General features: G+C 67.7%; 22 protein-coding genes and 1 tRNA gene. 12 read left to right on the top strand and 11 right to left on the bottom strand.

Annotation, left to right across the window (positions count from 1 at the left end):
- Positions 1-267 precede the first annotated feature (267 nt).
- Together AC5Y30_RS12260 and AC5Y30_RS12255 are read left to right on the top strand one after the other, a co-directional pair.
- On the top strand, positions 268-948 hold the full coding sequence (locus tag AC5Y30_RS12260; protein WP_499918431.1) for a TetR family transcriptional regulator: 681 nt from the start codon (positions 268-270) through the stop codon (positions 946-948).
- 15 nt (positions 949-963) lie between these two features.
- On the top strand, positions 964-1,674 hold the full coding sequence (locus AC5Y30_RS12255; RefSeq protein ID WP_499918430.1) for a TetR family transcriptional regulator: 711 nt from the start codon (positions 964-966) through the stop codon (positions 1,672-1,674).
- On the opposite strand, the gene AC5Y30_RS12250 is transcribed toward AC5Y30_RS12255, so the two are convergent.
- Positions 1,667-2,071, bottom strand: a complete 405-nt coding sequence (locus tag AC5Y30_RS12250) for a PAS domain S-box protein (protein WP_499918429.1) — start codon at positions 2,069-2,071, stop codon at positions 1,667-1,669. The two genes, AC5Y30_RS12255 and AC5Y30_RS12250, sit on opposite strands and share 8 nt — an antisense overlap.
- Before the next feature lie 115 nt (positions 2,072-2,186).
- Complete coding sequence (gene metG, locus AC5Y30_RS12245) at positions 2,187-3,743, bottom strand: methionine--tRNA ligase (protein WP_499918428.1); 1,557 nt, start codon at positions 3,741-3,743, stop codon at positions 2,187-2,189.
- 33 nt (positions 3,744-3,776) lie between these two features.
- Between metG and AC5Y30_RS12240 the strand changes: the two genes are divergently transcribed.
- The 5 genes from AC5Y30_RS12240 to AC5Y30_RS12220 all read left to right on the top strand — a co-directional run bounded on the left by AC5Y30_RS12240 (position 3,777) and on the right by AC5Y30_RS12220 (position 9,685).
- The gene (locus AC5Y30_RS12240; RefSeq protein WP_499918427.1) at positions 3,777-4,619 is read left to right on the top strand and encodes a TatD family hydrolase; all 843 of its coding nucleotides are present in this window, start codon (positions 3,777-3,779) and stop codon (positions 4,617-4,619) included.
- Between the two features lie 158 nt (positions 4,620-4,777).
- Positions 4,778-5,905 (top strand): resuscitation-promoting factor, encoded by a 1,128-nt coding sequence (locus tag AC5Y30_RS12235; RefSeq protein WP_499918426.1) that lies wholly within the window; start codon positions 4,778-4,780, stop codon positions 5,903-5,905.
- Entirely contained in the window at positions 5,869-6,810 is a 942-nt protein-coding gene (rsmA, locus tag AC5Y30_RS12230; RefSeq protein WP_499918425.1) for a 16S rRNA (adenine(1518)-N(6)/adenine(1519)-N(6))-dimethyltransferase RsmA, read from the top strand. The genes AC5Y30_RS12235 and rsmA overlap by 37 nt, the downstream gene beginning before the upstream one ends.
- A 59-nt stretch (positions 6,811-6,869) precedes the next feature.
- Positions 6,870-7,826, top strand: a complete 957-nt coding sequence (locus AC5Y30_RS12225) for a 4-(cytidine 5'-diphospho)-2-C-methyl-D-erythritol kinase (RefSeq protein ID WP_499918424.1) — start codon at positions 6,870-6,872, stop codon at positions 7,824-7,826.
- 224 nt (positions 7,827-8,050) lie between these two features.
- Positions 8,051-9,685, top strand: coding sequence for a fatty acyl-AMP ligase (locus AC5Y30_RS12220; RefSeq protein WP_499918423.1), 1,635 nt, complete (start codon positions 8,051-8,053; stop codon positions 9,683-9,685).
- Positions 9,686-9,701: 16 nt separating this feature from the next.
- Here the strand turns inward: AC5Y30_RS12220 and pth are convergent, their stop codons facing one another.
- The 8 genes from pth to AC5Y30_RS12180 all read right to left on the bottom strand — a co-directional run bounded on the left by pth (position 9,702) and on the right by AC5Y30_RS12180 (position 16,055).
- Positions 9,702-10,277, bottom strand: a complete 576-nt coding sequence (gene pth / locus AC5Y30_RS12215; protein WP_499918422.1) for an aminoacyl-tRNA hydrolase — start codon at positions 10,275-10,277, stop codon at positions 9,702-9,704.
- A 12-nt stretch (positions 10,278-10,289) separates the two neighbouring features.
- On the bottom strand, positions 10,290-10,958 hold the full coding sequence (locus AC5Y30_RS12210; RefSeq protein ID WP_499918421.1) for a 50S ribosomal protein L25/general stress protein Ctc: 669 nt from the start codon (positions 10,956-10,958) through the stop codon (positions 10,290-10,292).
- Between the two features lie 336 nt (positions 10,959-11,294).
- The gene (locus AC5Y30_RS12205; protein ID WP_499918420.1) at positions 11,295-12,164 is read right to left on the bottom strand and encodes an oxidoreductase; all 870 of its coding nucleotides are present in this window, start codon (positions 12,162-12,164) and stop codon (positions 11,295-11,297) included.
- A 128-nt stretch (positions 12,165-12,292) separates the two neighbouring features.
- Positions 12,293-12,952, bottom strand: a complete 660-nt coding sequence (locus tag AC5Y30_RS12200) for an LpqN/LpqT family lipoprotein (protein WP_499918419.1) — start codon at positions 12,950-12,952, stop codon at positions 12,293-12,295.
- A complete protein-coding gene (gene arsC, locus AC5Y30_RS12195; protein ID WP_499918418.1) occupies positions 12,949-13,293 on the bottom strand; it encodes an arsenate reductase (glutaredoxin) in 345 nt (114 codons plus the stop codon). The genes AC5Y30_RS12200 and arsC overlap by 4 nt, the downstream gene beginning before the upstream one ends.
- Complete coding sequence (locus AC5Y30_RS12190; RefSeq protein ID WP_499918417.1) at positions 13,294-14,274, bottom strand: ribose-phosphate diphosphokinase; 981 nt, start codon at positions 14,272-14,274, stop codon at positions 13,294-13,296.
- A gap of 94 nt (positions 14,275-14,368) precedes the next feature.
- Positions 14,369-15,862, bottom strand: a complete 1,494-nt coding sequence (gene glmU, locus AC5Y30_RS12185) for a bifunctional UDP-N-acetylglucosamine diphosphorylase/glucosamine-1-phosphate N-acetyltransferase GlmU (protein WP_499918416.1) — start codon at positions 15,860-15,862, stop codon at positions 14,369-14,371.
- Between the two features lie 121 nt (positions 15,863-15,983).
- Positions 15,984-16,055 (bottom strand) — tRNA-Gln (locus AC5Y30_RS12180).
- A 170-nt stretch (positions 16,056-16,225) separates the two neighbouring features.
- On the opposite strand from AC5Y30_RS12180, the gene AC5Y30_RS12175 reads away from it, so the two are divergent.
- Entirely contained in the window at positions 16,226-16,819 is a 594-nt protein-coding gene (locus AC5Y30_RS12175) for a TetR/AcrR family transcriptional regulator (RefSeq protein ID WP_156656103.1), read from the top strand.
- Positions 16,820-16,828: 9 nt separating this feature from the next.
- Here the strand turns inward: AC5Y30_RS12175 and lysA are convergent, their stop codons facing one another.
- A complete protein-coding gene (gene lysA, locus AC5Y30_RS12170) occupies positions 16,829-18,169 on the bottom strand; it encodes a diaminopimelate decarboxylase (RefSeq protein WP_499918415.1) in 1,341 nt (446 codons plus the stop codon).
- A 130-nt stretch (positions 18,170-18,299) separates the two neighbouring features.
- Between lysA and mfd the strand changes: the two genes are divergently transcribed.
- The 4 genes from mfd to eno all read left to right on the top strand — a co-directional run bounded on the left by mfd (position 18,300) and on the right by eno (position 25,477).
- The gene (gene mfd / locus AC5Y30_RS12165) at positions 18,300-21,968 is read left to right on the top strand and encodes a transcription-repair coupling factor (RefSeq protein WP_499918413.1); all 3,669 of its coding nucleotides are present in this window, start codon (positions 18,300-18,302) and stop codon (positions 21,966-21,968) included.
- Between the two features lie 82 nt (positions 21,969-22,050).
- The gene (locus AC5Y30_RS12160) at positions 22,051-23,076 is read left to right on the top strand and encodes a nucleoside triphosphate pyrophosphohydrolase (protein WP_499918411.1); all 1,026 of its coding nucleotides are present in this window, start codon (positions 22,051-22,053) and stop codon (positions 23,074-23,076) included.
- Between the two features lie 317 nt (positions 23,077-23,393).
- Positions 23,394-24,122 carry a lytic transglycosylase domain-containing protein gene (locus tag AC5Y30_RS12155; RefSeq protein WP_499919000.1) on the top strand — a complete coding sequence of 243 codons (729 nt, stop codon included), beginning with the start codon at positions 23,394-23,396 and terminating at the stop codon, positions 24,120-24,122.
- A 65-nt stretch (positions 24,123-24,187) separates the two neighbouring features.
- Entirely contained in the window at positions 24,188-25,477 is a 1,290-nt protein-coding gene (eno, locus tag AC5Y30_RS12150; RefSeq protein ID WP_499918410.1) for a phosphopyruvate hydratase, read from the top strand.
- The last annotated feature ends 19 nt before the right edge of the window (positions 25,478-25,496 follow it).

Here is a 25,496-nt window from a genome sequence, read left to right as displayed (position 1 = left end):
TCGACGACCGCCTATGCTGGAAATCTGCGGTATTGACGCAGGTGTCAACCGTCGGTTATGTGGCTGCTAACCTCGGGAGGCAGCTCGATGTCTTAAGCGACACGGACGCGTGTTCGCTCCACTTTCGGAAGAAAACGAGGTAGTTGTGCCCTGCGTGAGCAAGGCGTTTGTCGAGGTTGCGGCCGCCGATGCGAGCCCCCGGCGGCTATCTCGCCGGGAAATGCGCGTCAAACCCCGCTCCGCGGGGAACCCGAGCTAGCGAGTGCGATGACGACTCATTCGACTGAAGGACGAGCGGATGCGACCCGGCAACAGATCCTGCGGGCCGCATCCCGTGAGTTCGCCCGCCGTCCGTACCACGCCGTAGGTCTCGACGACATTCTGAGTGAGGCCGAACTCACCAAAGGCGCGATGTATTTCCATTTCAGGTCGAAGCACGCGTTGGCAGTCGCGATCATCGAAAGCCTGACCGAGGCGGGCACCGACGACGTGCACGAGCTGATGACGCGCGGGCGCTCGGGCCTCGAGACCCTGATCGACTTCTCGTATCTGATCGCCGTCAAGGACATCAAGACCGACGAGGTCAGGTCGGGGCTGAATCTGATGGAGTCGGTCGGCCTCGCGGATGGGCTGCAGGAGAAGTTGCAAGATCAATGGATCAGCGCCCTGGCCGGTGTCGCCGAGCAGGCCAAGAGCGAGGGCGACATCGACCAATCGTGCGACCCGGAGGACATCGGCCGCTTGATGGTTTCGCTGCACATCGGGCTGCGAAAAACCAGCAATCTGGACGAACCCGCGCGGTTCCTGCTGGACCTGGAAAAGTGTTGGTTGCTGCTGCTGACCGGGATTCTGCAAGCGGGCCGCACCGAGTACTTCCGCCAATTTCTCCGGAGGCGAGCCGCGCTGGCCATCGACACCAGTTCAGCGGATGCCGACGAGCAGCAGTGACGGCGGACTGCCACCATGGCACGCCAAGTTCGGGCTGAAGCCACTCGCCGAAAAATTCTCGATGCCGCGATCGAAGTTTTCGGTGACGTGGGGTACGCCGCCGCTGGATGGAACACCATCATCGAGCGGACGGGAATGACGAAGGGCGCCCTCTATCATCATTTCGATTCGAAGGAAGCGTTGGCGGCGAACATCATTGAGGAAGGGTCCTACACACTTCTCAGCGCTTTCCGCAACGTCGGTGGGTCGTCGTCGCCTGGGCTGGAGAACCTGTTGCACGGCACATTCACAGTCGTTGAGCTGTTGAGCTCGGACAGAATGGCCCGCGCGGCTGCGCAATTGGCCCTCGCTTTGGACGGGTTCAACCCGACCGCCTCGAGCTTCTACGCCAACTTGATTCGGGAGGCGGCACACGAGGCGCGGCGCGCTATCAAAGAGGGGGACCTCCGCAGTGAGATCGACCCCGACGTGTTCAGCGCCTCGATCATCGGCGCCATATTCGGAACGCAATTGGTAGCCAACGCGATATGGAGCCACGACAAAGTCGGCAAGGTCATCGGTGATCCCACCGCACGCTTGCATCAAATATGGAATTTGCTGCTCCCAGGTGTTGTCTCAAAAGCGTCGCTGCCCTACTTCGAGCAATTCCTCTACCGCGAAGAAACACGCCGCGCCGCGGCCAGGGGTTCCCGTGAAGAGGCCGCAACGGAATCGGAAATCAACTAGATCCCGCGCGTTGTTGCCTCGACCCGCGGCGGAGGCTAGTGGCCTCTTCCCAGAGCTGTTCGGTCAGATCCTGAAACGCCGCAATCGCGAACTGGTCGTCCACTTGCGTGGTTGCGGAGTTGCTCATCATCGCGCGCACGACCGAGCCGTCTTTGTGCGCCATTTCGACGACCGTATTCGCTAGCGCATGAACCGTCGCCAACACCGAATCCGATTCCTGCGCGTGGAGGAAGACCTCTTCGAATCGCAGCGACAAGGCCTCGTCTCGCCGATAGCCCATCATGTCGGCAAAGGCGGTGTTGGCGAACAGGACACTGCCGTCATGTCCGATCGCCAGCACGGGAACCGCGATTTGCTCCAGCGCGACCAAAGCCGGCAGGCGCTGCAATGCGGCCATCGGCGATTCGTTCGGTGGCCGGTGGTCTCGTCGGTCCACCGGCCGATTATGGCCTATCTCTGAAGGCTGTGCTCGGCGCTTTCACCGATGCGGACGACCCTTTGCTCCCGGCTGCTCACCCAGCTTCGGAAACCGGCTGGTAGCGGGGGAACACGCCCGTGGGAGCGGGCAGCGCCGTGCCGGGCGTCAGGCGCGTGCCGACGGCGGCGAACGCTCGCTGGTCGCGCTCCTGCCCGAGCAGATCGAGCAGCTTGCCGGCCGACTCCGGCATGACCGGCTGGGCCAGCAGCGCGGCGATGCGGAGCGCCTCACAGGTGACGTACAAGACCGTGCGGAACCGTCGCTGGTCGGCCGCGGATTCGCTCTTGCGCAGGACCCACGGTTGCTGCGCTGAGAAATACTTGTTGGCCTCGCCGAGCATCAGCCAGATCGCCTCCAGGGCCAGATGCATCGCCTGGGAGTCGAAGTGGGCCCGCACCCGGTCCATCAAACCGTCGGCCGCCGCGAGCAACTCGGAGTCGGCGGCAACTAGCTCACCGGGCTCGGGAACGACCCCGTCGAGGTTCTTGGCGATCATCGACAACGACCGCTGGGCCAGGTTGCCCAACTCGTTGGCCAGGTCGGAATTGATCCGGGTGACGACGGCGTCTTCGCTGAAGCTGCCGTCCTGCCCGAAGGGAACTTCCCGCAACAGGAAATACCGCACCTGATCCACGCCGAACGTGTCCACCAGGTTGATCGGGTCGACGACGTTGCCCACCGACTTGCTCATCTTCTCGCCCTTGTTGAGCAGGAAGCCGTGCGCGAAAACCCTACGCGGAAGCTCGATTCCGGCCGACATCAAAAACGCCGGCCAGTACACGGTGTGGAATCGGATGATGTCCTTGCCGATCATGTGTAGGTCGGCCGGCCAGTAGCGCCGGAACCGCTCGGATTCGGTGTCGGGGTAGCCGACCCCGGTCAGGTAGTTGGTCAGCGCGTCGACCCAGACGTACATGACGTGGTCGGGATGCTCGGGTACCTGCACGCCCCAATCGAACGAGGTGCGCGAGATGGACAGGTCGCGCAGGCCGCCCGAGACGAAGCTGACCACCTCGTTGCGCCGCACGTCGGGTCCGATGAACTCGGGGTGCGCCTCGTAGTGGGCCAGCAGTTTGTCGGTGTACGCCGAGAGCCGAAAGAAGTAGGTCTGCTCCTCGGTCCACGTCACCGGGGCGCCGGTCTCCACGGCAAGCCGGGTGCCGTCGTCGCGGAGTTTGGTCTCCGATTCGACGAAGAACCGCTCGTCGCGCACCGAGTACCACCCCGAGTAGGTGTCCAGGTAGATGTCACCGGCCGCCGCCATCCGACGCCAGATCTCCTTGGACGCCTCGTGGTGGTCCGGATCGGTGGTGCGGATGAAGCGGTCGAAGGAGATGTTCAACCGCTCCTGCAGCCGCTGGAACACATCGGAGTTGCGCCGGGCCAGCTCGGCCGTCGGGATGCCCTCGTCCGCCGCCGTTTCGACCATCTTGAGGCCGTGTTCGTCGGTGCCGGTCAGAAACCGCACATCGAACCCGTCGAGCCGCTTGAACCGGGCGATCGCGTCGGTCGCGATGTACTCGTACGCATGCCCGATGTGTGGATCGCCGTTCGGATAGGTGATCGCGGTGGTGACGTAATAGGGCCTCATCGCCCTCAACCTTATTTGGGGGCACCTTATTGTGTGCGCGTGAGCTCCAAACGCCAGCCGCCCCCGGCCCCCGAGCCGTTGAGCCCACTCGTCGACGCGCACACCCACCTGGATGCGTGCGGCGCCGCCGACGCCGAGGGCGTGCGGGCGATCGTGGACCGCGCGGCGGCGGTAGGGGTGCGGGCGGTCGTCACCATCGCCGACGACCTCGATTCGGCGCGCTGGGTCACGCGCGCCGCCGAGTGGGACCCGCGGGTCTACGCTGCGGTGGCCTTGCACCCGACCCGCGCCGACGCGCTCGACGACGCCGCCCGAGCCGAAATCGAGCGACTGGTGGCCCATCCCAGGGTGGTGGCGGTCGGCGAAACCGGCCTGGACTTGTATTGGCCCGGCCGTCTGGACGGCTGCGCCGAGCCGGCCGTGCAGCGCGAGGCGTTCGCCTGGCACATCGACCTGGCGAAGCGATGTGGCAAACCGCTGATGATCCACAACCGCGACGCCGACGCCGAGGTCCTCGACGTGCTGGCGGCCGAGGGTGCCCCGGACGCCGTGATCTTTCACTGCTTTTCGTCCGACGTCGCCATGGCCCGCCGCTGCGTGGATGCCGGGTGGCTGCTGAGCCTCTCCGGTACCGCGAGCTTCCGCAACGCGCACGCCCTGCGCGAAGCCATCCCGTTGATCCCGCCGGGGCAGCTGCTGGTGGAGACCGACGCGCCATTCCTGACGCCGCACCCCTATCGGGGGACTGCGAACGAGCCCTATTGCCTTCCTTATACTGTTCGGGCGATCGCCGAACTGGTCGGTCGTCGCCCGGAAGAGCTGGCCGAGATGACAACTCGCAATGCTGCGCGGGTGTACGGATTGGTCACAGTGTGAGGTAAACGACCAGGCGATTTGGTTTGAAGTCGCCGCGTTGGAGTTGCCCAACCTTGACCGGTTCGTTACCGTCTTGTGATCGAACGGTAGGGCCTACGGGCCCTTAATTTGTGACTTGCTGCTGAATGAGTTGGTCGTTGAGGGTTGGGTAGCGCGCGTTGAGTGTATTGACAAAACTGCATCAGAATCCTTCGCCGATGTTGCGGCTCGTGGTCGGAGGGCTGCTGGTAGTCCTGGCATTCGCGGGTGGATACGCGGTCTCGGTGTGCAAGACGGTGACGCTGACCGTCGACGGGGTCGCCATGCAGGTGACCACCATGAAGTCGCGGGTGATCGACGTCGTCGAAGAGAACGGCTTTGCCATCGACGAACGCGACGACTTGTATCCCGCGGGTGATGTCGCGGTTCACGACGCCGGCAAGATCGTGTTGCGGCGCAGCCGCCCACTGCAGATCTCGTTGGACGGCCGCGACACCAAGCAGGTGTGGACCACCGCATCCACAGTCGACGAGGCGCTGGCTCAGCTTTCGATGACCGACACCGCGCCGGCCGCGGCCAACCGCGGCAGCCGCGTTCCGCTGGCCGGAATGGCGCTGCCCGTGGTCAGCGCCAAGACCGTCCGCATCAACGACGCCGGCGCTATCCGCAATGTGCACCTGGCGGCGCCCAACGTCGCCGGCCTGTTGAGCGCCGCGGGCGCACCGCTGCTGGACAGCGACCAGGTGACGCCCCCCGCGAGCATGCCGATCGTCGACGGGATGGAAGTCCAGGTCACCCGTAACCGGATCCAGCAGGTCACCGAGCGAATCCCGCTCCCGCCCACCGCCCGTCGCATCGAAGATCCGGGCATGAACATGAGCCGCCAGGTCGTCGAGGATCCGGGCAGCCCGGGCACCCAAGACGTCACCTTCTCAGTGGCCACCGTCAACGGCGTCGAGACGGGCCGGCTGCCGATCGCCAACACGGTGATCACGCCCGCCCGCGACTCGGTGGTGCGCATCGGCACCAAACCCGGCACCGAGGTGCCTCCGGTCAGCGACGGTTCCGTCTGGGATGCGATCGCGAGCTGCGAGGCGGGCGGAAACTGGGCGATCAACACTGGAAACGGGTATTACGGCGGTGTGCAGTTCGACCAGGGCACCTGGGAGCGCAACGGCGGTTTGCGGTTCGCCTCTCGCGCCGACCTCGCCACCCGTGAAGAGCAGATCACCGTTGCCGAGGTGACCCGTGAGCGCCAGGGTTGGGGCGCGTGGCCAGTGTGCAGCGGAAGAGCTGGTGCACGCTGACCGTTCGGCTGCTCGGGCGTTCCGAGATCAGGCGGCTGGCGAAAGAACTTGAATTTCGGCCACGGAAATCCCTCGGCCAAAACTTCGTTCACGACGCGAATACGGTGCGCCGGATCGTTTCGACCTCCGGGGTGAGCCGGGCTGACCACGTCCTGGAAGTCGGGCCCGGGCTGGGGTCGCTGACCCTGGCATTGCTTGACCGCGGCTCCTCCGTCACCGCCGTCGAAATCGATCCGGTACTGGCCGAACGGCTGCCGCAAACCGTCACCGAGCACTCCAACAGCGAAAGCCAGCGCCTGACGGTGGTCAATCGCGATGTCTTGACCCTGCGCCGCGACGAGCTCGCCGTCCCGCCGACCGCGGTGGTCGCGAATCTGCCCTACAACGTCGCCGTTCCGGCGCTGTTGCACCTGCTCGCCGAGTTCGAGTCCATTCGCACCGTGACCGTCATGGTGCAGGCCGAGGTCGCCGAGCGGCTGGCCGCCGAGCCGGGTGGCAAGGAATACGGCGTGCCCAGCGTCAAGGTGCGCTTCTTCGGTGGGGTTCGTCGTTGCGGCATGGTGTCGCCGACCGTCTTCTGGCCGATTCCCCGCGTCTACTCCGGCCTGGTTCGCATCGACAGGTACGCGACCTCGCCGTGGCCCACCGACGAAGCCTTCCGCCGCCAGGTGTTCGAACTGGTCGACATCGCGTTCGGGCAGCGGCGCAAGACATGCCGTAATGCGTTCGTGGGCTGGGCCGGCTCTGGCAACGAGTCGGCGGACCGGCTGCTGGCCGCCAGCATCGACCCCGCCCGCCGCGGTGAGACCCTTTCCATCGACGACTTCGTCCGGTTGTGGCAGCGGTCCGCCGATCGGCCCCCTGGCACAGCAGCGACCGCCGAGCAGGGAGCGTCCGCGGGCTGACGGCGGCCGCCGGGGCGCCGTTGCGTGTGATCTGCCGGTTGCAGCGATAGTCTGCTGCGGTGTCAGCGTCTGATGGCAACACCGCCGCGCAGTGGGTTCCCACCGGCTCGGTCACGGTTCGGGTGCCCGGAAAGGTCAACCTCTACCTGGCGGTCGGTGACCGCCGCGAGGACGGCTATCACGAGCTGAACACGATCTTTCAGGCCGTCTCGCTGCTCGACGAGGTGACGGTCCGCAACGCCGATGTGCTCTCGTTGGAGATCGTCGGCGAGGGCGCCGAGACGCTGCCCACCAACGAACGCAACCTCGCCTGGCAGGCCGCCGAGCTGATGGCCGAACACGTCGGCCGGGCGCCGGATGTGTCGATCATGATCGACAAGACCATTCCGGTGGCCGGCGGTATGGCCGGTGGCAGCGCCGACGCTGCGGCAGTGCTGGTCGCGATGAACTCGCTGTGGGAGCTCAACGTGCCCCGCCGCGATCTGCGCATGCTGGCCGCCCGCTTGGGCAGTGACGTGCCGTTCGCGCTGCACGGCGGAACCGCGCTGGGCACCGGCCGCGGTGAGGAGTTAGCGACGGTGTTGTCCCGCAACACCTTCCACTGGGTGCTGGCGTTCGCCGACAGTGAGCTGCTGACGCCGGCCGTGTTCGCCGAGCTGGACCGGCTGCGCGAGGCGGGAGATCCGCCCCGGTTGCCCGCTCCCGGGCCGGTGCTGGCCGCCCTGGCCGCCGGCGACGCCGAGCAGTTGGCGCCGCTGCTGGGCAATGAGATGCAGGCGGCCGCGGTGAGCCTGCACCCCGCCCTGCGGCGGACGTTGCGCGCCGGTGTCCAGGCCGGGGCGCTGGCGGGCATCGTGTCCGGTTCCGGCCCGACGTGCGCCTTCCTGTGCTCGTCGGCGGCCGCCGCGGTCGACATCGGGACCGAGGTGTCCGGCGCGGGTGTCTGCCGCACGGTGCGGGTCGCCAGTGGGCCGGTGGTGGGCGCGCGCGTGGTGCCTACACCCACCGAAGTGTGAATTTCTTCCCAACGTGTGCGTTGGTTTGGCGCCTCCCTAAGAGGAGTTTAAGATGAGGCGCGGTGACCGGAAGCGCTGCCGGATCGCGGCGGATGCGGACGCATCATCGATCCGAGACCTAACCGCCGCTCAACTGTGTTGGCGTGCTTGCGGCGAAGCGCTACCCAGCGGGCGGACCATGAAGTCCGGGGCGTTGGTACGAGGGCTGCAACCGAGGAGGATTTGTGAGCAGGTTTACCGAGAAGATGTACCGCAATGCCCGGTCCGCGACGACGGGCATGGTCACCGGTGAACCTCACGAACCGGTTCGTCACACCTGGGGCGAGGTCCACGAACGCGCGCGCCGTATCGCGGGTGGCCTGGCCGCCGCGGGCATCGGGCCCGGCGACGCGGTCGGCGTGCTCGCCGGTTACCCGGTGGAGATCGCGCCGACGGCACAGGGCCTGTGGATGCGCGGCGCGAGCCTCACCATGCTGCACCAGCCAACGCCACGCACGGACCTAGCGGTGTGGGCCGAGGACACCATGAACGTCATCGGCATGATCGAGGCGAAGGCCGTCGTCGTCTCGGAGCCCTTCCTGGTGGCCATCCCGGTCCTCGAGGAGAAGGGCATTCACGTCGTCACCGTTGCCGATCTGCTCGCGGCGGAACCGGTCGACCCCGTCGAGGTCGGCGAGGACGCGCTCGCGCTGATGCAGCTGACGTCGGGATCCACCGGATCGCCCAAAGCGGTGCAGATCACCCACCGCAACATCTACTCCAACGCCGAGGCGATGTTCATCGGCGCCCAGTACGACGTCGACAAGGACGTCATGGTCAGCTGGCTGCCCTGCTTCCACGACATGGGCATGGTCGGATTCCTCACCATCCCGATGTACTTCGGTGCCGAGCTGGTCAAGGTCACCCCGATGGACTTCCTGCGGGACACGCTGCTGTGGGCCAAGCTCATCGACAAGTACAAGGGCACCATGACCGCGGCGCCCAACTTCGCCTACGCGCTGCTGGCCAAGCGGCTGCGCCGGCAGGCCAAGCCTGGCGACTTCGACCTGTCGACCCTGCGGTTCGCGCTGTCCGGCGCCGAGCCCGTCGAGCCCGCCGACGTCGAGGACCTGCTCGACGCGGGCAAGCCCTTCGGCCTGCGGCCGTCGGCGATCCTGCCGGCCTACGGCATGGCCGAGACCACGCTGGCCGTGTCCTTCTCGGAGTGCAACGCCGGTCTGGTGGTCGACGAGGTCGACGCCGACCTGCTGGCCGCCCTGCGCCGGGCCGTACCCGCCACCAAGGGCAACACCCGCCGGCTGGCCACGCTCGGCCCGCTGCTGAAGGACCTCGAGGCGCGCATCATCGACGAGAACGGCGAGGTGATGCCGGCGCGCGGGGTCGGAGTCATCGAGCTGCGCGGTGAGTCGCTGACGCCCGGCTACCTCACCATGGGCGGGTTCATCTCGGCCCAGGACGAGCACGGCTGGTATGACACCGGTGACCTCGGCTACCTGACCGAGGAAGGCCACGTGGTGGTGTGCGGCCGCGTCAAGGACGTCATCATCATGGCGGGCCGCAACATCTATCCCACCGACATCGAGCGCGCCGCTTGCCGCGTCGAGGGTGTGCGGCCGGGCTGCGCGGTCGCCGTGCGCCTGGACGCCGGCCATTCCCGCGAGACGTTCGCGGTGGCCGTGGAGTCCAACGCCTACCAGGACCAGGCCGAGGTGCGCCGCATCGAGCACCGGGTCGCCCGCGAGGTGGTGGCCGAGGTCGACGTCCGGCCGCGCAACGTGGTGGTGCTCGGCCCGGGCACCATCCCGAAGACGCCGTCGGGCAAGTTGCGCCGATCCACGTCGCTCGACCTGGTCACCTAGTCCGGCTACGCGGCGGCTACCAGGCGTGGACGCGGTTCTGCGCGGGCTCTAGCCCCAGTTCGATCAGCAACTCGGTGGCATCCGCGGCCTGCTCGCAAATGGTGGGGACCTCGGGGCGCTCAGCGGCGCCGAAGTTCTCCAGCACGAACACCGCCGGATCCTTGCGTCCGGGCGGACGGCCGATCCCGATGCGAACCCGCTGAAAGTCCTTGCTGCCCAGAGCGTTACCGACCGAACGCAGACCGTTGTGGCCACCTTCGCCGCCGCCGATCTTGAGCCGGATACGGCCGAAGTCCAAGTCGAGATCGTCGTGTATGACGATGATGTCGCCCGGTGTCACCGAATAGAACTTCGCCAAAGGGCCGACCTGACGGCCGGATTCGTTCATGTAGCAGCGCGGCTTGGCCACGATCACCGAATGCCCGGCGAGGCGGCCGCTGACGATCTCGGCACCGGAACGCTTGTGCGCCTTGAACTTCGAACCCATCCGCGCCGCGAGCAGGTCGGCGACCATGAACCCGACGTTGTGTCGGGTCCGGGCGTAGTTGTCTCCGGGATTGCCAAGGCCGACGACCAGCAACGGCTCGGCCACGTTGTGATCCGCCTACTCGGACTCGGCTTCGGCGGCCTCTTCTTCGCCGGTCTCGCCCGTTTCCTCGCCTTCGGCCGCAGCGGCTTCCTCGGTGACCTCGCCGGCGCCCTCTTCGGCGAGCTCCTCCTCCGTCGGCGCGGTGACGACGTTGACCACCAGCGTCTCCGGGTCGGAGATCAGGTTGACACCGTTGGGCAGGGCGATCTGTCCGGCGGAGAACTGGGTGCCGGGCTCGGCGCCCTCAACCGACACCGTCAACTGCTCGGGAATCGACAGGGCGTCGGCCTCGATCTCGATGGCGCTGGCGTCCTGCGTCACCAGGGTGCCGGGCACGGCGTCGCCCTCGATGACGACGCGGACCTCGACGACGACCTTCTCGCCTCGACGCACGACCAGCAGGTCGGCGTGCTGAATGGTGCGGCGAATGGGGTGGATGTCGAGCGACTTGGTGAGCGCCAGCTGCTCCTTGCCCTCGATGTCGAGGGTCAGCACCGCGTTGGTGCCGGCGTGCCGTAGCACCGCCGCGAAGTCATGGCCGGGCAGTTCCAGGTGCTGCGGGGCGGAGCCGTGGCCGTAGAGGACGGCCGGGATCTTGCCGTCGCGGCGGGCCCGCCGGGACGCACCCTTGCCGGTCTCGCCGCGGACCGCGACCTTGAGCTGGTTGAGTGCTTGCTTGGCCATCTTGTCGCTCCTGTGTGCTCGCCTGTGTTTCGGGGCACGGCCGGGGTCGCGACGATTCGTCGGTCTCCGTCGATAACGGTGCCAGCCAGCCAGCCACCCTCGCCGTGACGCCCGGCCAGGTTAGCGCATCTGCACCTCACAGGGGAAATTCGTGGTCAGTCGCGGTCTTGTCACACCCGTCATTTGCCGGGGGCATGTTGCTTTTGCCCGCCTTCGAGCGACAAGCCAGCGGCGTGGTGCGGTGATGTGCGGCCCTGGTGCCGTCGACCCGGGTTGTCGCTTAAAGGCGGGCAAAACGTCGATCGGTCCGGCGAGGGACTCACGTGACGGACGTGCTCAGAGGGGAAACTGGGTCTTCGTGAGCTGCTCGGACAGCGACCACAGCGCCGACGCGGTGGCCGTGTCCCGGGCCCGCCGGCTGCGCGCGACCGGTTGCGTCCGGCCGATCTGGCCGAATCGCGGGCCCACGAAGGTGTCGCCGGGCAGATCCTGGGACGCCGCGTACAGGGTTTGCCGGGCGCCGAAATCGGCGTCCGTCGCGACCACCCGGGTGACGGCCGACATCAACGTGTCACCCAGCTTGCGGCCGGAGGCGCCCTGCAGGTTCGTGTGCGAATAGCCGGGGTGGGCGGCGAGCGCGCGCAGCGGGGAACCGGCGGCGGTCAGGCGGCGCTGCAGCTCGCTGGTGAACAGCAGGTTGGCGAGCTTGGACTGGCTGTAGGCCAGCCACGGCGAGTAGCGCCGGTTCTGCCAGTTCAGGTCGTCGAGGTTGATGGTTCCGGGCCAGTGCGCCATCGACGACACTGTCACCACCCGATCGGTCAGCTTGGGCAGCAGTAAGTTCGTCAGCGCGAAATGGCCGAGGTGATTGGTGCCGATCTGGGTCTCGAAGCCGTCGACCGTCAGGCCGAAGGGGGCGGCCATGATGCCGGCGTTGTTGATCAGTACGTCGGCCTGGCCCGCCCCGTCGGCGAATCGCCGCACCGACGCCAGGTCCTGCAGATCGAGCTCCCGCACCTCGACCCGACCGGCCATCCGGCGGGCCGCGGCCTCGCCCTTGCGGATGTCGCGGACGGCCATGATGATCGTGGCCCCTCGTCGAGCCAGCTCACGGGCGGTCACGGCGCCCAGCCCGCTGTTGGCACCGGTGATGATGACGGTTCGTTCGGCGAACGACGGTAGATCAGCGGCGGTCCAGCCAGTCATGGCAGACAACACTAATCGCGGAGCGCGCCGGGCCGCCGAACGGCCGCCGAGATTGCCGTCAGGGCTGTGTTTGATTGTCGATTACGACCGTGACGGCAATTTCGGTGAGATCAGCGCCGTATCGCCAATCACTTCGCCGCGACGACAAACCCGTGAATGATCGTGTCGATGTCGCTCGCCTGCGCGGCGGCCTGATTGGCGAAGCCGGTGATGGTCAACTGCACCAGATAACGCTGGCGCGCGGGCGGTGATCCGGTCGCGATGACGATCCGGTTCCAGCTGTGCAGCCGCATACCAGCGTCGAGGTCGTAGCTGCCCTGGATCATCGACGAGGGGAAGCCGTTATAGGGCGCGCCCGAGGCGTCCAGCTGCTTGAAGTTCTCGAACAGTTGGGCATCGTCGTTGCCATGCTTGATGACTTGGGCGGGGTCGAAGTCGCCGTTGAGCTTGAACACCACCAGCCTCGCCGTCGGAAACTTGCCGCCCTGCGAGATGATCAGCGTCTGCGGGCTGATGTTCGGGCTGGTGAACGGCGACCAGCCCGGCGGTGTGGGTATCGACACCGTCAGGTCGGGCAGCGATCCCGGCGCCATCGGCTCTCCGGTCACCCCGATGCTTTGCAGATACTGCGACAGCGGAACCGGCTTCTCCGCCGGCTTGGTGGTCGTGGTCGTGGGGGTGTTGGACAGGATCGATTGGTAGTCAGGCGATTTCGGTGCGCAGGCGGCGGCGATGAAAGCCGCCGCAACCGTCGCGGCAGCGGCCACGAGGCGGCCGAGCCGGTTCACAGAATCTCGCGGACCGCGTCGATCGGGCGGGCCAGCCGAGTGCCCTTCGGCGTGACGACGAAGGGTCGTTCGATCAGGATGGGGTGTTCGACCATGGCGTCGAGCAAGCGGTCATCGTTCGCGTCCCCGAGATCAAGCTCCTCGTAGAGGGCTTCCCGCTTGCGCACCGCAGCGCGCACGTCGATGCCGGCGTCGCGGATCATCTTCGCCAGCTCGCTGCGCGACGGCGGGGTTTTCAGGTATTGGACGACGGTGGGCTCAATGCCGTTGTCCCGCAATAAATCCAGCGTCTTGCGCGAGGTGCTGCATTTGGGGTTGTGATAGATGACGGAATCGGCCATCTAGGCGTCTCCGTCGAAAAGCCCGGTGACCGAACCGTTTTCGAAGACGGCGCGGATGGTGCTGGCCAGCAGCGGCGCGATGGACAGGACCGTCAGCTGGGGGAAGCGCTTCTCCTCGCCGATCGGCAGGGTGTTCGTCACGATCACTTCCCGGGCGCCGCAGGCGGCAAGCCGCTCGGCCGCCGGATCGGACAGCACGCCGTGGGTGGCCGCGATGATCACGTCGCCGGCGCCCTCGTCGCGCAGCAACTTGACCGCGCCGGCGATGGTGCCGCCCGTGTCGATCATGTCGTCGATCAGGACGCAGGTCCGCCCCTGCACCTCACCGACGACGCGGTTGGACACCACCTGGTTGGGCACCCGCGGGTCGCGGGTCTTGTGAATGAAGGCCAGCGGGACGCCGCCCAGCGCGTCGGCCCATTTCTCGGCGATGCGCACCCGGCCGGAGTCGGGCGAGACGACCACCATGTTGCCGTCGGGGTAGTTGTCGCGGATGTAGCCGGTCAGCAGGTTCTGCCCGCGCATGTGATCGACGGGCCCGTCGAAGAAGCCCTGGATCTGGTCGGTGTGCAGGTCGACGGTGACGATTCGGTCCGCGCCGGCGGTCTTGAGCAGGTCGGCGACCAGCCGGGCCGAGATCGGCTCGCGGCCGCGGTGCTTCTTGTCCTGCCGGGCGTAGGGGTAGAACGGCATGACCGCGGTGATCCGCTTGGCGCTGCCCCGCTTGAGGGCGTCGATCATGATCAGTTGTTCCATCAGCCAGTTGTTGACCGGGTCCGGGGCTGACTGCAGGACGAAGGCGTCACACCCGCGCACCGATTCGTGGAACCGCACGAAGATCTCGCCGTTGGCGAACTCCCGCGCGGTCTGTGCGGTGACGTGGACGTCGAGTTCCTTGGCCACCTGCTCGGCCAACTCCGGATGCGCGCGGCCGGAGAAGAGCATCAAGTTTTTGCGGTTATCGGTCCAGTCGTGGCTCAACGCACTGCCCTCGCCAAATCGGGGTGGGGGATGGAAGGCCCCATCGTACGAAGCGAATGGTACGGAACGATGGCCGGGTTGCCAGCTAGCAAATTCACGGTTTCGGTTCGGCTTCTGGCGCTGGGCCGGCCGTGACGCTCTGACCGGCGGCTTTATCGGCGGCCTCGGCGGCCTGCGCGGCCGCACTGCCCGGGCGCTTGCGGCGCACCCATCCTTCGATGTTGCGTTGTGGACCGGCGGATACCGCGAGCGTTCCGGGCGGGACGTCGTTGCGCACCACCGTGCCCGCCCCGGTGTAGGCGCCGTCGCCGACGGTCACCGGCGCGACGAACATGGTGTCCGAGCCGGTGCGCACGTGCGAGCCGATGGTGGTCCGCCGCTTGGATTCGCCGTCGTAGTTGACGAACACGCTGGACGCGCCGATGTTGCTGTGTTCGCCGATGTCCGCGTCCCCGACGTAGGTCAGGTGCGGCACTTTCGAGCCGGTGCCGATGGTGGCGTTCTTGGTCTCGACGAACGCGCCGAGCTTGCCGTCGTCGCCCAGCATCGTGCCGGGTCGCAGATAGGTGAACGGCCCGACGGTCGCGCCGGCGCCGATCGACGACGCGGTGCCGTGGGTGCGGACCACCGAGGCGCCGTCGCCGACGCTGACGTCGGTCAGGGTGGTGTCCGGCCCGACGACGCAGTGGCTCCCGACCTGGGTGCGGCCGAGCAGCTGCGTCCCCGGCTGGATGACGGTGTCGCGCCCGATGCTGACGTCGACGTCGATCCAGGTGGTGGTCGGGTCGACGATGGTGACGCCGGCCATCTGATGGGCCGCGATGATGCGGCGGTTCAGTTCGGCACCCAGCTGCGCCAGTTGGACGCGGTTGTTGACGCCGGCCACCAGCGCGCTGTCATCGACGTGGCGGGCGTGGATGGCCAGGCCGTCGCCGCGCAAGATGGCGATGACGTCGGTCAGGTAGAGCTCCTGCTGAGCGTTGTTGGAGCTCAACCGATTCAGCGCGGAGCGCAGCGCCGCGGTGTCGAAGGCGTAGACGCCGGCGTTTACCTCACGGATCTCGCGTTGCGAGGGCGTGGCGTCGGCGTGTTCCACGATCGCCATCACCTCGTTGTCCTGGGTGCGCAGGATGCGGCCGTAGCCGCTGGGGTCGCTCACCGTGGTGGTCAGCACGGTGACCGCGGCCGGCGCCGCGCTGTGGGTGGCGATCAGGTCGGCCAGGGTGTCGGCGTCCAGCAGCGGGGTGTCGCCCGAGGTGACGACGACGACCCCGGCGTAGTCGGGGGGCAGCGCGGACAGGCCGCACAGCACGGCGTCGCCGGTGCCGCGGGGGCGCTCTTGCAGCGCCACATCGATGGGGCGTCCCAGGGCGTCGGCCCAGTCGGCCACCAGCGGGGCGATCCGCTCGTGATCATGGCCCAGGACGACGGCCAGGTGCTGGGGAGCCACCTTGGTGATCGCGTGCAGAAGATGGGACAGCATGCTGCGCCCACCGATGGTGTGCAGGACTTTCGGGGTGTCCGAGCGCATCCGGGTGCCGGGCCCGGCCGCCAGCACCAGGACCGCGGTATCACCAGGAGACGACATCAACCCTCCTTGCGTTGGTTCGCGCGGGCTGCGCGCTTCAAGCGCCGACACGCCGTCAAGCGTGTCACTTCAGCTGCGGTGAAGGCAAAAAACGATGGGATATCGCAATCAGCAATCAAAGCTCCGTCGCCAGGACTCGAACCTGAACTATCTGAACCAAAATCAGAGGTGCTGCCGATTACACCACGACGGATCGCTAACCGATGGCGAGCGGCGGTTTTATACCGACGGCGCCAAGAAGACTTTAGTCTGACGACGATGCGGGCCGCTTGTCGGCTGTTCACCGATACGCTGATTGACGTGGCCGTGCTCGATCGTGACCCGGACAAGGTGGAGAAGGAAGTGCGGGCGCCGCGCGCCCGGATGACCGGCACCGAGCGCCGCCAGCAGCTCGTCGGCATCGCGCGCACGCTGTTCGCCGAACGCGGATACGAAGGCACCTCGATCGAGGAGATCGCGCTGCGCGCCAACGTGTCCAAACCGGTGGTCTACGAGCACTTCGGCGGCAAGGAAGGCCTCTACGCGGTCGTCGTCGACCGCGAGATGTCCGCGCTGCTGGACGGCATCACCTCGTCGCTGACCAACAACCGGTCGCGGGTACGCGTCGAGCGCGTCGCACTGGCGCTGCTCACCTACGTCGAACAGCGCACCGACGGCTTCCGGATCATGATCCGCGACTCACCGGCCGCGATCAGCTCGGGCACCTACTCCAGCCTGCTCAATGACGCCGTGAACCAGGTCAGCTCCATCCTGGCCGGCGATTTCTCCCGCCGTGGCCTGGATCCCGGGCTGGCGCCGCTGTACGCCCAGGCCCTCGTCGGCTCGGTGTCGATGACGGCCCAGTGGTGGCTCGATACGCGGGAACCCAAGAAGGAAGTGGTGGCCGCCCACCTGGTCAACCTGATGTGGAACGGGCTGACCCACCTGGAGGCCGACCCTCGGCTGCAGGACGAGTAGCCGCGCGGGCTAACCGCAGTCGCGGGCCAGCAGGTCGGCGACGGTCTCCCGGCGAACCAATTCGCGGACGTGCCCGTCCTTGACCGCCACCAGCGCCGGGCGGCCGACCATGTTGTAGTTCGACGCCATGCTGTGGTGGTAGGCGCCGGTGCAGGCCACGGCCAACAGGTCGCCGGGGTGCAGGTCCGCGGGCAGCTCGATGTCGCGGGCGATCTCGTCGCCCGCCTCGCAGTGCCGGCCGACGACGGTGACCCGGTGCTTGGGCCCCAGCGCATGCCGGTTGGCCAGCGCGGCCGTGTATTGCGCGCCGTAGAGCGACACCCGCGGGTTGTCGCTCATGCCGCCGTCCACCGCGACGAAGGTGCGTCCACCCGGCTGGGTTTTGATCGAGCACACCCGGTACAGCGTCACGCCGGCCCGGCCGCAGATGGCCCGCCCCGGCTCCGCCACCATCTGGGGCCGCGGGAAATGTTCGGCGGCGCAGGCTTCGTCGAGTGCGTTCTCGATGACGTCGGCCAACTGTTCGAGGTTGAGCTCGCGGTCGCCGGCCAGATAGGGGATGGCGTGGCCGCCGCCGATGTTGAGCTCGGTGAGGATGACGCCGTGCCTGGTTCGGATGTCGGCCATTGCCGCGATCATCCGGCGGATCGCTTCGCCGTACAGGTCGGCGTCGGTGACCTGGGAGCCGATATGGCAATGCAGGCCGACCAGGTCGAGTATCGGGTGCGCGAGCACCCGCTGGGCCGCGACGTCGGCGCGGTCGCCATGCAGCGTGAACCCGAACTTCTGGTCGCTGATGCCGGTGGTGACCGCCCGGTGGCCGTGGATGTCGATGTCCGGGGTCACCCGAATGAGCACCCGCTGGCGGCGCTGTGCCAGCCCGGCGAGGTAGGCGATTTCCATGCCCGAATCCAGCACGATGCGTCCCACCCCGACCCGCACCGCTTCGCGCAGCTCCTCGGGCGATTTCGCGTTGCCGTGCATGACGATGCGCGCGGGGTCGACTCCGCCGGCAAGGGCGACGGCCAGCTGGCCGCTGGAGCAGACGTCGAGCCCGAGGCCTTCGTCGCGGGCCCAGCGGGCCACCGCGGTGCTCAGCAGCGACTTCCCGGCGTACACCACCTCGACGCCGCGCAGCGCCTTGCGGTAGCGGCGGGCGCGATGCCGGAAGTCGGTTTCGTCGATGACGTAGGCCGGGGTGTGAAACTCGTCGGCGATATCGGTCAGTGGTACACCGCCGACGCACAGCCTGCCCGCCTCGTCGGGGTGTGCGGTGATGGGCCAGATCGCGGGATCGAAACGCGGGGAAGCCGCCTGACCGAGAGACGGCAGGATGTCCAGCAATGTCATGAATTCAACGTGCGTCCGCGGGTAACCCGGTGGTGCCTTCCTTACGATCCCTTGACGCCGGAGAGCTCGATATTGACGAGGTTCGGTGTGTCCGGCCCGGACACCGAGGGCCCCTAGAATGGAATTCATCATGACCGCACCGGGGGCTGCTCGCCCAGAAACCCCGATCGCGGGGCTCGTTGAATTGGCGCTCACCGCGCCGACCTTCCAGCAGCTGATCGACAGCGCGGCCGCTTCGCCGGCCGAATTACACCTGGTGGGTCCAGCCAGCGCACGGCTATTCGTCGCCAGTGCGCTGGCGCGGTTGGGTCCTCTGCTGGTAGTCACCGCGACCGGGCGCGAAGCCGACGACTTGACCGCTGAACTGCGCGGCGTCTTCGGCGACGCCGTCGCGGTCTTTCCGTCGTGGGAAACCCTGCCCCACGAACGACTTTCGCCCGGCGTCGACACCGTCGGCGCCCGGTTGACGGTGTTGCGCCGGCTGGCCCATCCCGGCCTCGGTCCTGACGGGCGCCCATCCGGGCCCCCTTTGCGGGTGGTGGTGACCGCGGTGCGCTCGTTGCTGCAGCCGATGACGCCGCAGCTGGGGCTGGTGGAGCCGGTCACGTTGAGCGTGGGCGCGGAAATCGAATTCGAGGGCGTGATCACCCGGCTCGCCGAGCTGGCCTACACCCGGGTGGACATGGTCGGCCGGCGCGGCGAATTCGCCGTGCGCGGAGGCATTCTCGACGTCTTCCCGCCGACAGCCGAGCACCCGGTGCGCATCGAGTTCTGGGGCGACGAGGTCAGCGAGATGCGGATGTTCTCGGTCGCCGATCAGCGCTCGATCCCGGAGCTCGACGTCGACACCCTGATCGCGGTGGCCTGCCGCGAACTGCTGCTCACCGATGAGGTGCGTGAGCGCGCCGCCGAGCTGGCCGCGCGGCACCGCACCACCGAGCCCGCCATCACCGGCAGCGTCACCGACATGCTGGCCAAGATCGCCGAGGGCATCGCGGTCGACGGTATGGAGGCGCTGTTGCCGGTGCTTCGGCCCGGCGAACACGTGCTGCTCACCGACCAATTGGCCCAGCGCACACCGGTCTTGCTGTGCGATCCGGAGAAGGTCCGCACCCGGGCCGCCGACCTGATCAAGACCGGCAGCGAATTCCTCGAAGCGTCGTGGTCGGTTGCCGCGCTGGGCACCGACGCCCCCGTCGACGTGACGCAGTTCGGCGGATCGGGTTTCGCCGAACTCGATGACGTGCGAGCCGCGGCGGCCCGCGGCGGGCATCCGTGGTGGACGCTGAGCCAGCTGTCCGACGAGTTGGCCGTAGAGCTGGAGATCCGGTCGGCGCCGTCGGCGCGCGGGCACCAGCACGACATCGACGGCATCTTCGCGATGCTGCGCGCGCACGTCAGCACGGGCGGCTACGCCGCCGTCGTCGCACCCGGCGCCGGCACCGCGCACCGCGTGGTGGAACGGCTGGCCGAATGCGACACCCCCGCCGCCATGCTCGAATCGGGCGCCGCCCCCAAAGCTGGCGTGGTCGGGGTGCTCAAGGGCCCGCTGCACGACGGCGTCATCATCCCCGGCGCCACGTTGGTGGTGATCACCGAGACCGACCTGACCGGCAGCCGGGTGGCGGCCGTCGAGGGCAAGCGCCTGGCGGCCAAGCGGCGCAACGCCGTTGACCCGTTGGCGCTCACGGCCGGTGATCTGGTGGTGCACGACCAGCACGGCATCGGCCGGTTCGTGGAGATGGTCGAGCGCACCGTCGGCGGCGCGCGCCGCGAGTACCTGGTGCTCGAATACGCCTCGAGCAAGAGGGGTGGCGGCTCGGACAAGCTGTATGTGCCGATGGATTCGCTGGACCAGCTGTCGCGGTACGTCGGCGGGCAGGCGCCCGCGCTGAGCAAGCTGGGCGGCAGCGACTGGACCAACACCAAGACCAAGGCCCGCCGCGCGGTGCGCGAGATCGCCGGCGAGCTGGTGTCGCTGTACGCCAAGCGGCAGGCCAGCCCGGGCCACGCGTTCGGTCCGGACACGCCCTGGCAGGCCGAGATGGAAGACGCGTTCGGCTACGCCGAGACGGTTGACCAGCTGACCGCGATCACCGAGGTCAAGGGCGACATGGAAAAGCCGATCCCGATGGACCGGGTGATCTGCGGCGACGTCGGCTACGGCAAGACCGAGATCGCGGTGCGGGCGGCGTTCAAGGCGGTCCAGGACGGAAAGCAGGTGGCCGTGCTGGTGCCAACCACCCTGCTGGCCGACCAGCATCTGCAGACCTTCAGCGACCGGATGACCGGATTCCCGGTGACCGTCAAGGGCCTGTCCCGGTTCACCGACGCGGCCGAATCCAAGGCCGTCATCGAGGGGCTGGCCGACGGATCGGTGGACGTGGTGATCGGCACGCACCGGCTGCTGCAGACCGGCGTGCGCTGGAAGGACCTCGGGCTGGTCGTGGTCGACGAGGAGCAGCGGTTCGGCGTCGAGCACAAGGAGCACATCAAGAGCCTGCGCACCCACGTCGACGTGCTGACCATGAGCGCCACCCCCATCCCGCGGACGCTGGAGATGAGCCTGGCCGGGATCCGCGAGATGTCGACCATCCTGACGCCGCCCGAAGAGCGGTATCCGGTGCTGACCTACGTCGGGCCGCAGGACGACAAGCAGGTCGCGGCCGCCCTGCGGCGCGAGCTACTCCGCGACGGGCAGGTCTTCTACGTGCACAACCGGGTCAGCTCGATCGACCGGACGGCCGCCCGGATCCGGGAGCTGGTGCCCGAGGCGCGCGTCGTCGTCGCGCACGGGCAGATGCCCGAAGAACGGCTCGAGCGCACGGTGCAGGGGTTCTGGAACCGCGAATACGACATCCTGGTGTGCACCACGATCGTGGAAACTGGGCTGGACATCTCCAACGCCAACACGCTGATCGTCGAGCGCGCCGACACCTTCGGTCTCTCGCAGCTGCACCAGCTGCGCGGCCGGGTCGGCCGCAGCCGAGAGCGTGGCTACGCCTACTTCCTTTATCCGCCGCACTCGCCGCTGACCGAGACGGCCTACGACCGGCTGGCCACCATCGCGCAGAACAACGAGTTGGGCGCGGGCATGGCCGTCGCGATGAAGGACCTCGAAATCCGCGGCGCCGGCAACGTGTTGGGGGTCGAACAGTCCGGACACGTCGCCGGGGTCGGCTTCGACCTGTACGTCCGATTGGTGGGCGAGGCGGTGGAGGCCTACCGGGCGGCCGCCGACGGCCAGACCGTCACCACCACCGAGGAGCCCAAGGACGTGCGCATCGACCTGCCGGTCGACGCGCACCTGCCGCCGGACTACATCGCCAGTGACCGGCTGCGCCTGGAAGGGTATCGGCGGCTGGCCGCGGCGTCCTCCGACGGTGAGATCGACGCGGTGGTCGAGGAACTCGTCGACCGGTACGGGGCGCTACCCGAGCCGGCCCTTCGGCTGGTGGCGGTGGCGCGCCTGCGGCTGCTGTGCCGCGCCGCCGGCATCACCGAGGTGTCCGCGGCGTCGGCGTCGACCGTGCGCCTGTCGCCGATGACGTTGCCGGATTCCGCTCAGGTGCGACTCAAGCGGATGTATCCGGCGGCGAGCTATCGGGCCACGACGTCGACGGTGCAGGTTCCCATCCCGCGGGCCGGCGGGGTCGGCGCGCCGCGTCTGCGCGATGTCGAGCTGGTGCAGATGGTGGCCAACCTGGTGACGGCACTGCAGGGTAAACCGCAGACAGATATTGGTATAACGAGTGAGCTGCCTGCATCGATGGCAAGTGAGGAGCGACAGGCGCGATGATCCGCGCCAGCGACGATGCAGTGGGGGAACCCCCAGCCGCGAAGCAGCGAGGGGGACGAAGCGATGAGGAGGAGGGGCGCAGTTGATCGTCGTCTTGTTCGACCCCCGCCGGCCCTCGCTGGTCCCCGTCGAAGCCATCGAGCACCTGTCCGGCGAGGTGCAATACACCGAGGAGATGCCCGTCGCGGTGCCCTGGTCGCTGTCAGCGGCGCGCCCGGTGCACTCCGGCGACGACGCGCCGGTGCTGCTGTCGTCGGACCGCGAGCACCCCGCCGTCGTCGCACGGTTGGCGGCCGGTGCCCGGCTGATCTCGGCGCCCGAGACGCCACGTGGTGAACGGCTGGTCGATGCCGTGGCGATGATGGACAAACTGCGCACCGCCGGCCCATGGGAAAGCGAGCAAACGCACGACTCCCTGCGCAGATTTCTGCTGGAGGAGACCTACGAACTGCTGGACGCGGTCGGCAGCGGCAACGCCGAGGCGTTGCGCGAAGAGCTCGGCGACGTGCTGTTGCAGGTGCTGTTCCACGCCCGCATCGCCGAGGATGCGGCGCAGTCTCCCTTCACCATCGACGACGTCGCCGCCACCCTGATGCGCAAACTGGGCAATCGGGTACCGGGAGTGCTTGCCGGGCAATCTATTTCGCTCGAAGAACAACTGGCCCAGTGGGAAGAGCGCAAGGCGGCCGAGAAGCCACGGAAATCGGTGATGGACGACGTGCACACCGGGCAGCCCGCATTGGCGCTCGCCCAGAAGGTCATTGCCCGTGCCGGCAAAGCGGGCCTACCCGCCGACCTGATCCCCGAGGCGATCAGCTCGATCTCGGTGTCGGCCGACGTCGACGCCGAAAGTGCCCTGCGCGCCGCCGTTCTGGGCTTCGTGGAGACGGTCCGCGACGTCGAGCGGACGATCTCGGCCGCACGCCGCGGCACCGACGTTCCCGACGAGTTCGACGTGGCCCCGCCCGGCGAGATCTCCGAGGAGGAGTGGCGTGAGCACTGGCCGACCGTCGCGGCGGCACTCGACGATGAAGCGTCGGCGGTCGAGGCCGACTCCGACTTGGTCGAGGTGGAATCCGGCGCCGACGCCGCGGCCGGTGACGCCTGAGGCAGTGGCCACGTCGTTACCGCGGGGCCCCGCGCCTTTTTTCAACACTTTCGCCCGTCCGCGTGAGCGATCACCGAAATGTTTGCCGGATATGTCATCGGCCACTCGGTAATATCGCGGATGAGGTTGCGAATCACCGTGGTCGGCCTCGGTCTGGCCGGGCTAGCCAGGGCGACCAGCAGCTAACCGATGATTAGCTGAAACCGGCGATAGGTCGGTGCGCCGAGGCCCGAGGCAACCGGGTAGTTGCCGAACGCATGGGACGATGGTGTGGCGGAAGTTGGTGCAGGCGAGTGTGGGGAGCTCAGGAAAGCATGGTGTCGCCGAGGCGTTGGCTGCGCGCGGCCGCCGTGATCGGCGCGACCTCGATCGTGCTGGCCTCTAGTTGTACCTGGCAGCTCAGCCTGTTCATTCCCGACGGCGTCCCGCCGCCGGCCGGGGATGCGGTGCCGGCGGTGGACACTCATGCCAGCGGCCGGCCCGCGGATCAGTTGCGGGAGTGGGCGCAACAGCGGTCGGCGGGGCTGGAGATCCCGGTGATCGCGCTCGAGGCCTACGCCTACGCCGCCCGGGTCGCGGAAGTGGAAAACCCGAAATGCCACATCGCCTGGACCACCCTGGCCGGCATCGGCCAGGTCGAGAGCCACCACGGCACCTATCGCGGCGCGCGGCTGGCCCCCAACGGCGATGTGAGCCCCCCGATTCGGGGCGTCCGCCTCGACGGCAGCGGCGGCACCCTGCGCATCGTGGACACCGAGGAAGCCGTCACCGACGACGACGGCGTGACGCGCGCCATGGGGCCGATGCAGTTCATCCCGGAGACGTGGCGGCTCTATGGTGTCGACGCTCACAACGACGGCCGCGTCAGCCCCGACAACATCGACGACGCCGCGCTCGCGGCGGCCGGCTATCTGTGTTGGCGCGGAAAGGATCTCGGAACTCCCCGTGGTTGGATCACGGCGCTGCGCGCCTACAACAATTCCGGTGTCTACGCCCGGGCCGTCCGGGATTGGGCGACCGCTTACGCGAAAGGTCACCCGCTGTAGCAGGATGTATCGCTGACCGGCGAAAGCGCACCGGCGACTACGCAAGTCCAAGCAAGGAGAACTCAGTGCCGATTATCGAGCAGGTCGGGGCCCGCGAGATCCTCGACTCCCGCGGTAACCCGACGGTCGAGGTCGAGATAGCCCTGATCGACGGGACCTTTGCCCGCGCGGCGGTGCCGTCCGGCGCGTCGACGGGCGAGCACGAGGCCGTCGAGCTGCGCGACGGCGGCGAGCGCTACGGCGGCAAGGGCGTGCGCAAAGCGGTGCAGGCAGTGCTGGACGAGATCGGTCCGGCTGTGATCGGCCTGAACGCGGACGACCAGCGGCTGGTGGACCAGGCGCTGCTGGATCTGGATGGCACGCCCGACAAGTCGAGGCTGGGCGGCAACGCGATCCTGGGTGTGTCGCTTGCCGTGGCCAAGGCCGCCGCCGACTCCGCCGAGTTGCCGCTGTTCCGTTACCTGGGCGGCCCGAACGCGCACATCCTGCCGGTGCCGATGATGAACATCCTCAACGGCGGCGCGCACGCCGACACCGCCGTCGACATCCAGGAGTTCATGGTCGCGCCGATCGGTGCGCCCAGCTTCGCCGAAGCGCTGCGCTGGGGCGCCGAGGTGTATCACGCGCTGAAGTCGGTGCTCAAGAAGGAGGGTCTGAGTACGGGCCTGGGCGACGAGGGCGGCTTCGCCCCGGACGTCGCCGGCACCACGGCGGCCCTGGATCTGATCAGCCGGGCCATCGAGTCGGTCGGTTTCAAGCCCGGCGCCGACGTGGCGCTGGCCCTCGACGCGGCCGCCACCGAATTCTTCACCGACGGGACCGGCTACAAGTTCGAGGGTGCCACCCGCACCGCCGAGCAGATGGCGGAGTTCTACGCCGGCCTGCTCGGCTCGTACCCGCTGGTGTCCATCGAAGACCCGCTGTCAGAAGACGATTGGGACGGCTGGGTGACGTTGACCGCGTCGATCGGCGACCGGGTGCAGCTGGTCGGCGACGACATCTTCGTCACCAATCCCGAACGGCTGGAAGAGGGCATCGACAAGGGCGTCGCAAACGCGTTGCTGGTCAAGGTGAATCAGATCGGCACGCTCACCGAGACGCTGGACGCCGTCGCGCTGGCCCACCACAGCGGCTACCGCACGATGATGAGCCACCGCAGCGGCGAGACCGAGGACACCACGATCGCCGATTTGGCGGTGGCCGTCGGCAGCGGGCAGATCAAGACCGGTGCGCCGGCCCGCAGCGAGCGCGTCGCCAAGTACAACCAGCTGTTGCGGATCGAGGAGGCGCTCGGCGACGCGGCTCGCTACGCCGGTGACCTTGCCTTCCCTCGGTATGCCGTGGAGGCGAAATAGCTTGACGTTCAACGGCTGA

The sequence above is a fragment of the Mycobacterium sp. NGS27 genome (assembly GCF_059813005.1).
Note: the sequence above shows the minus strand (reverse complement) of the source record. Positions and strands in the feature narration are given on the sequence as shown.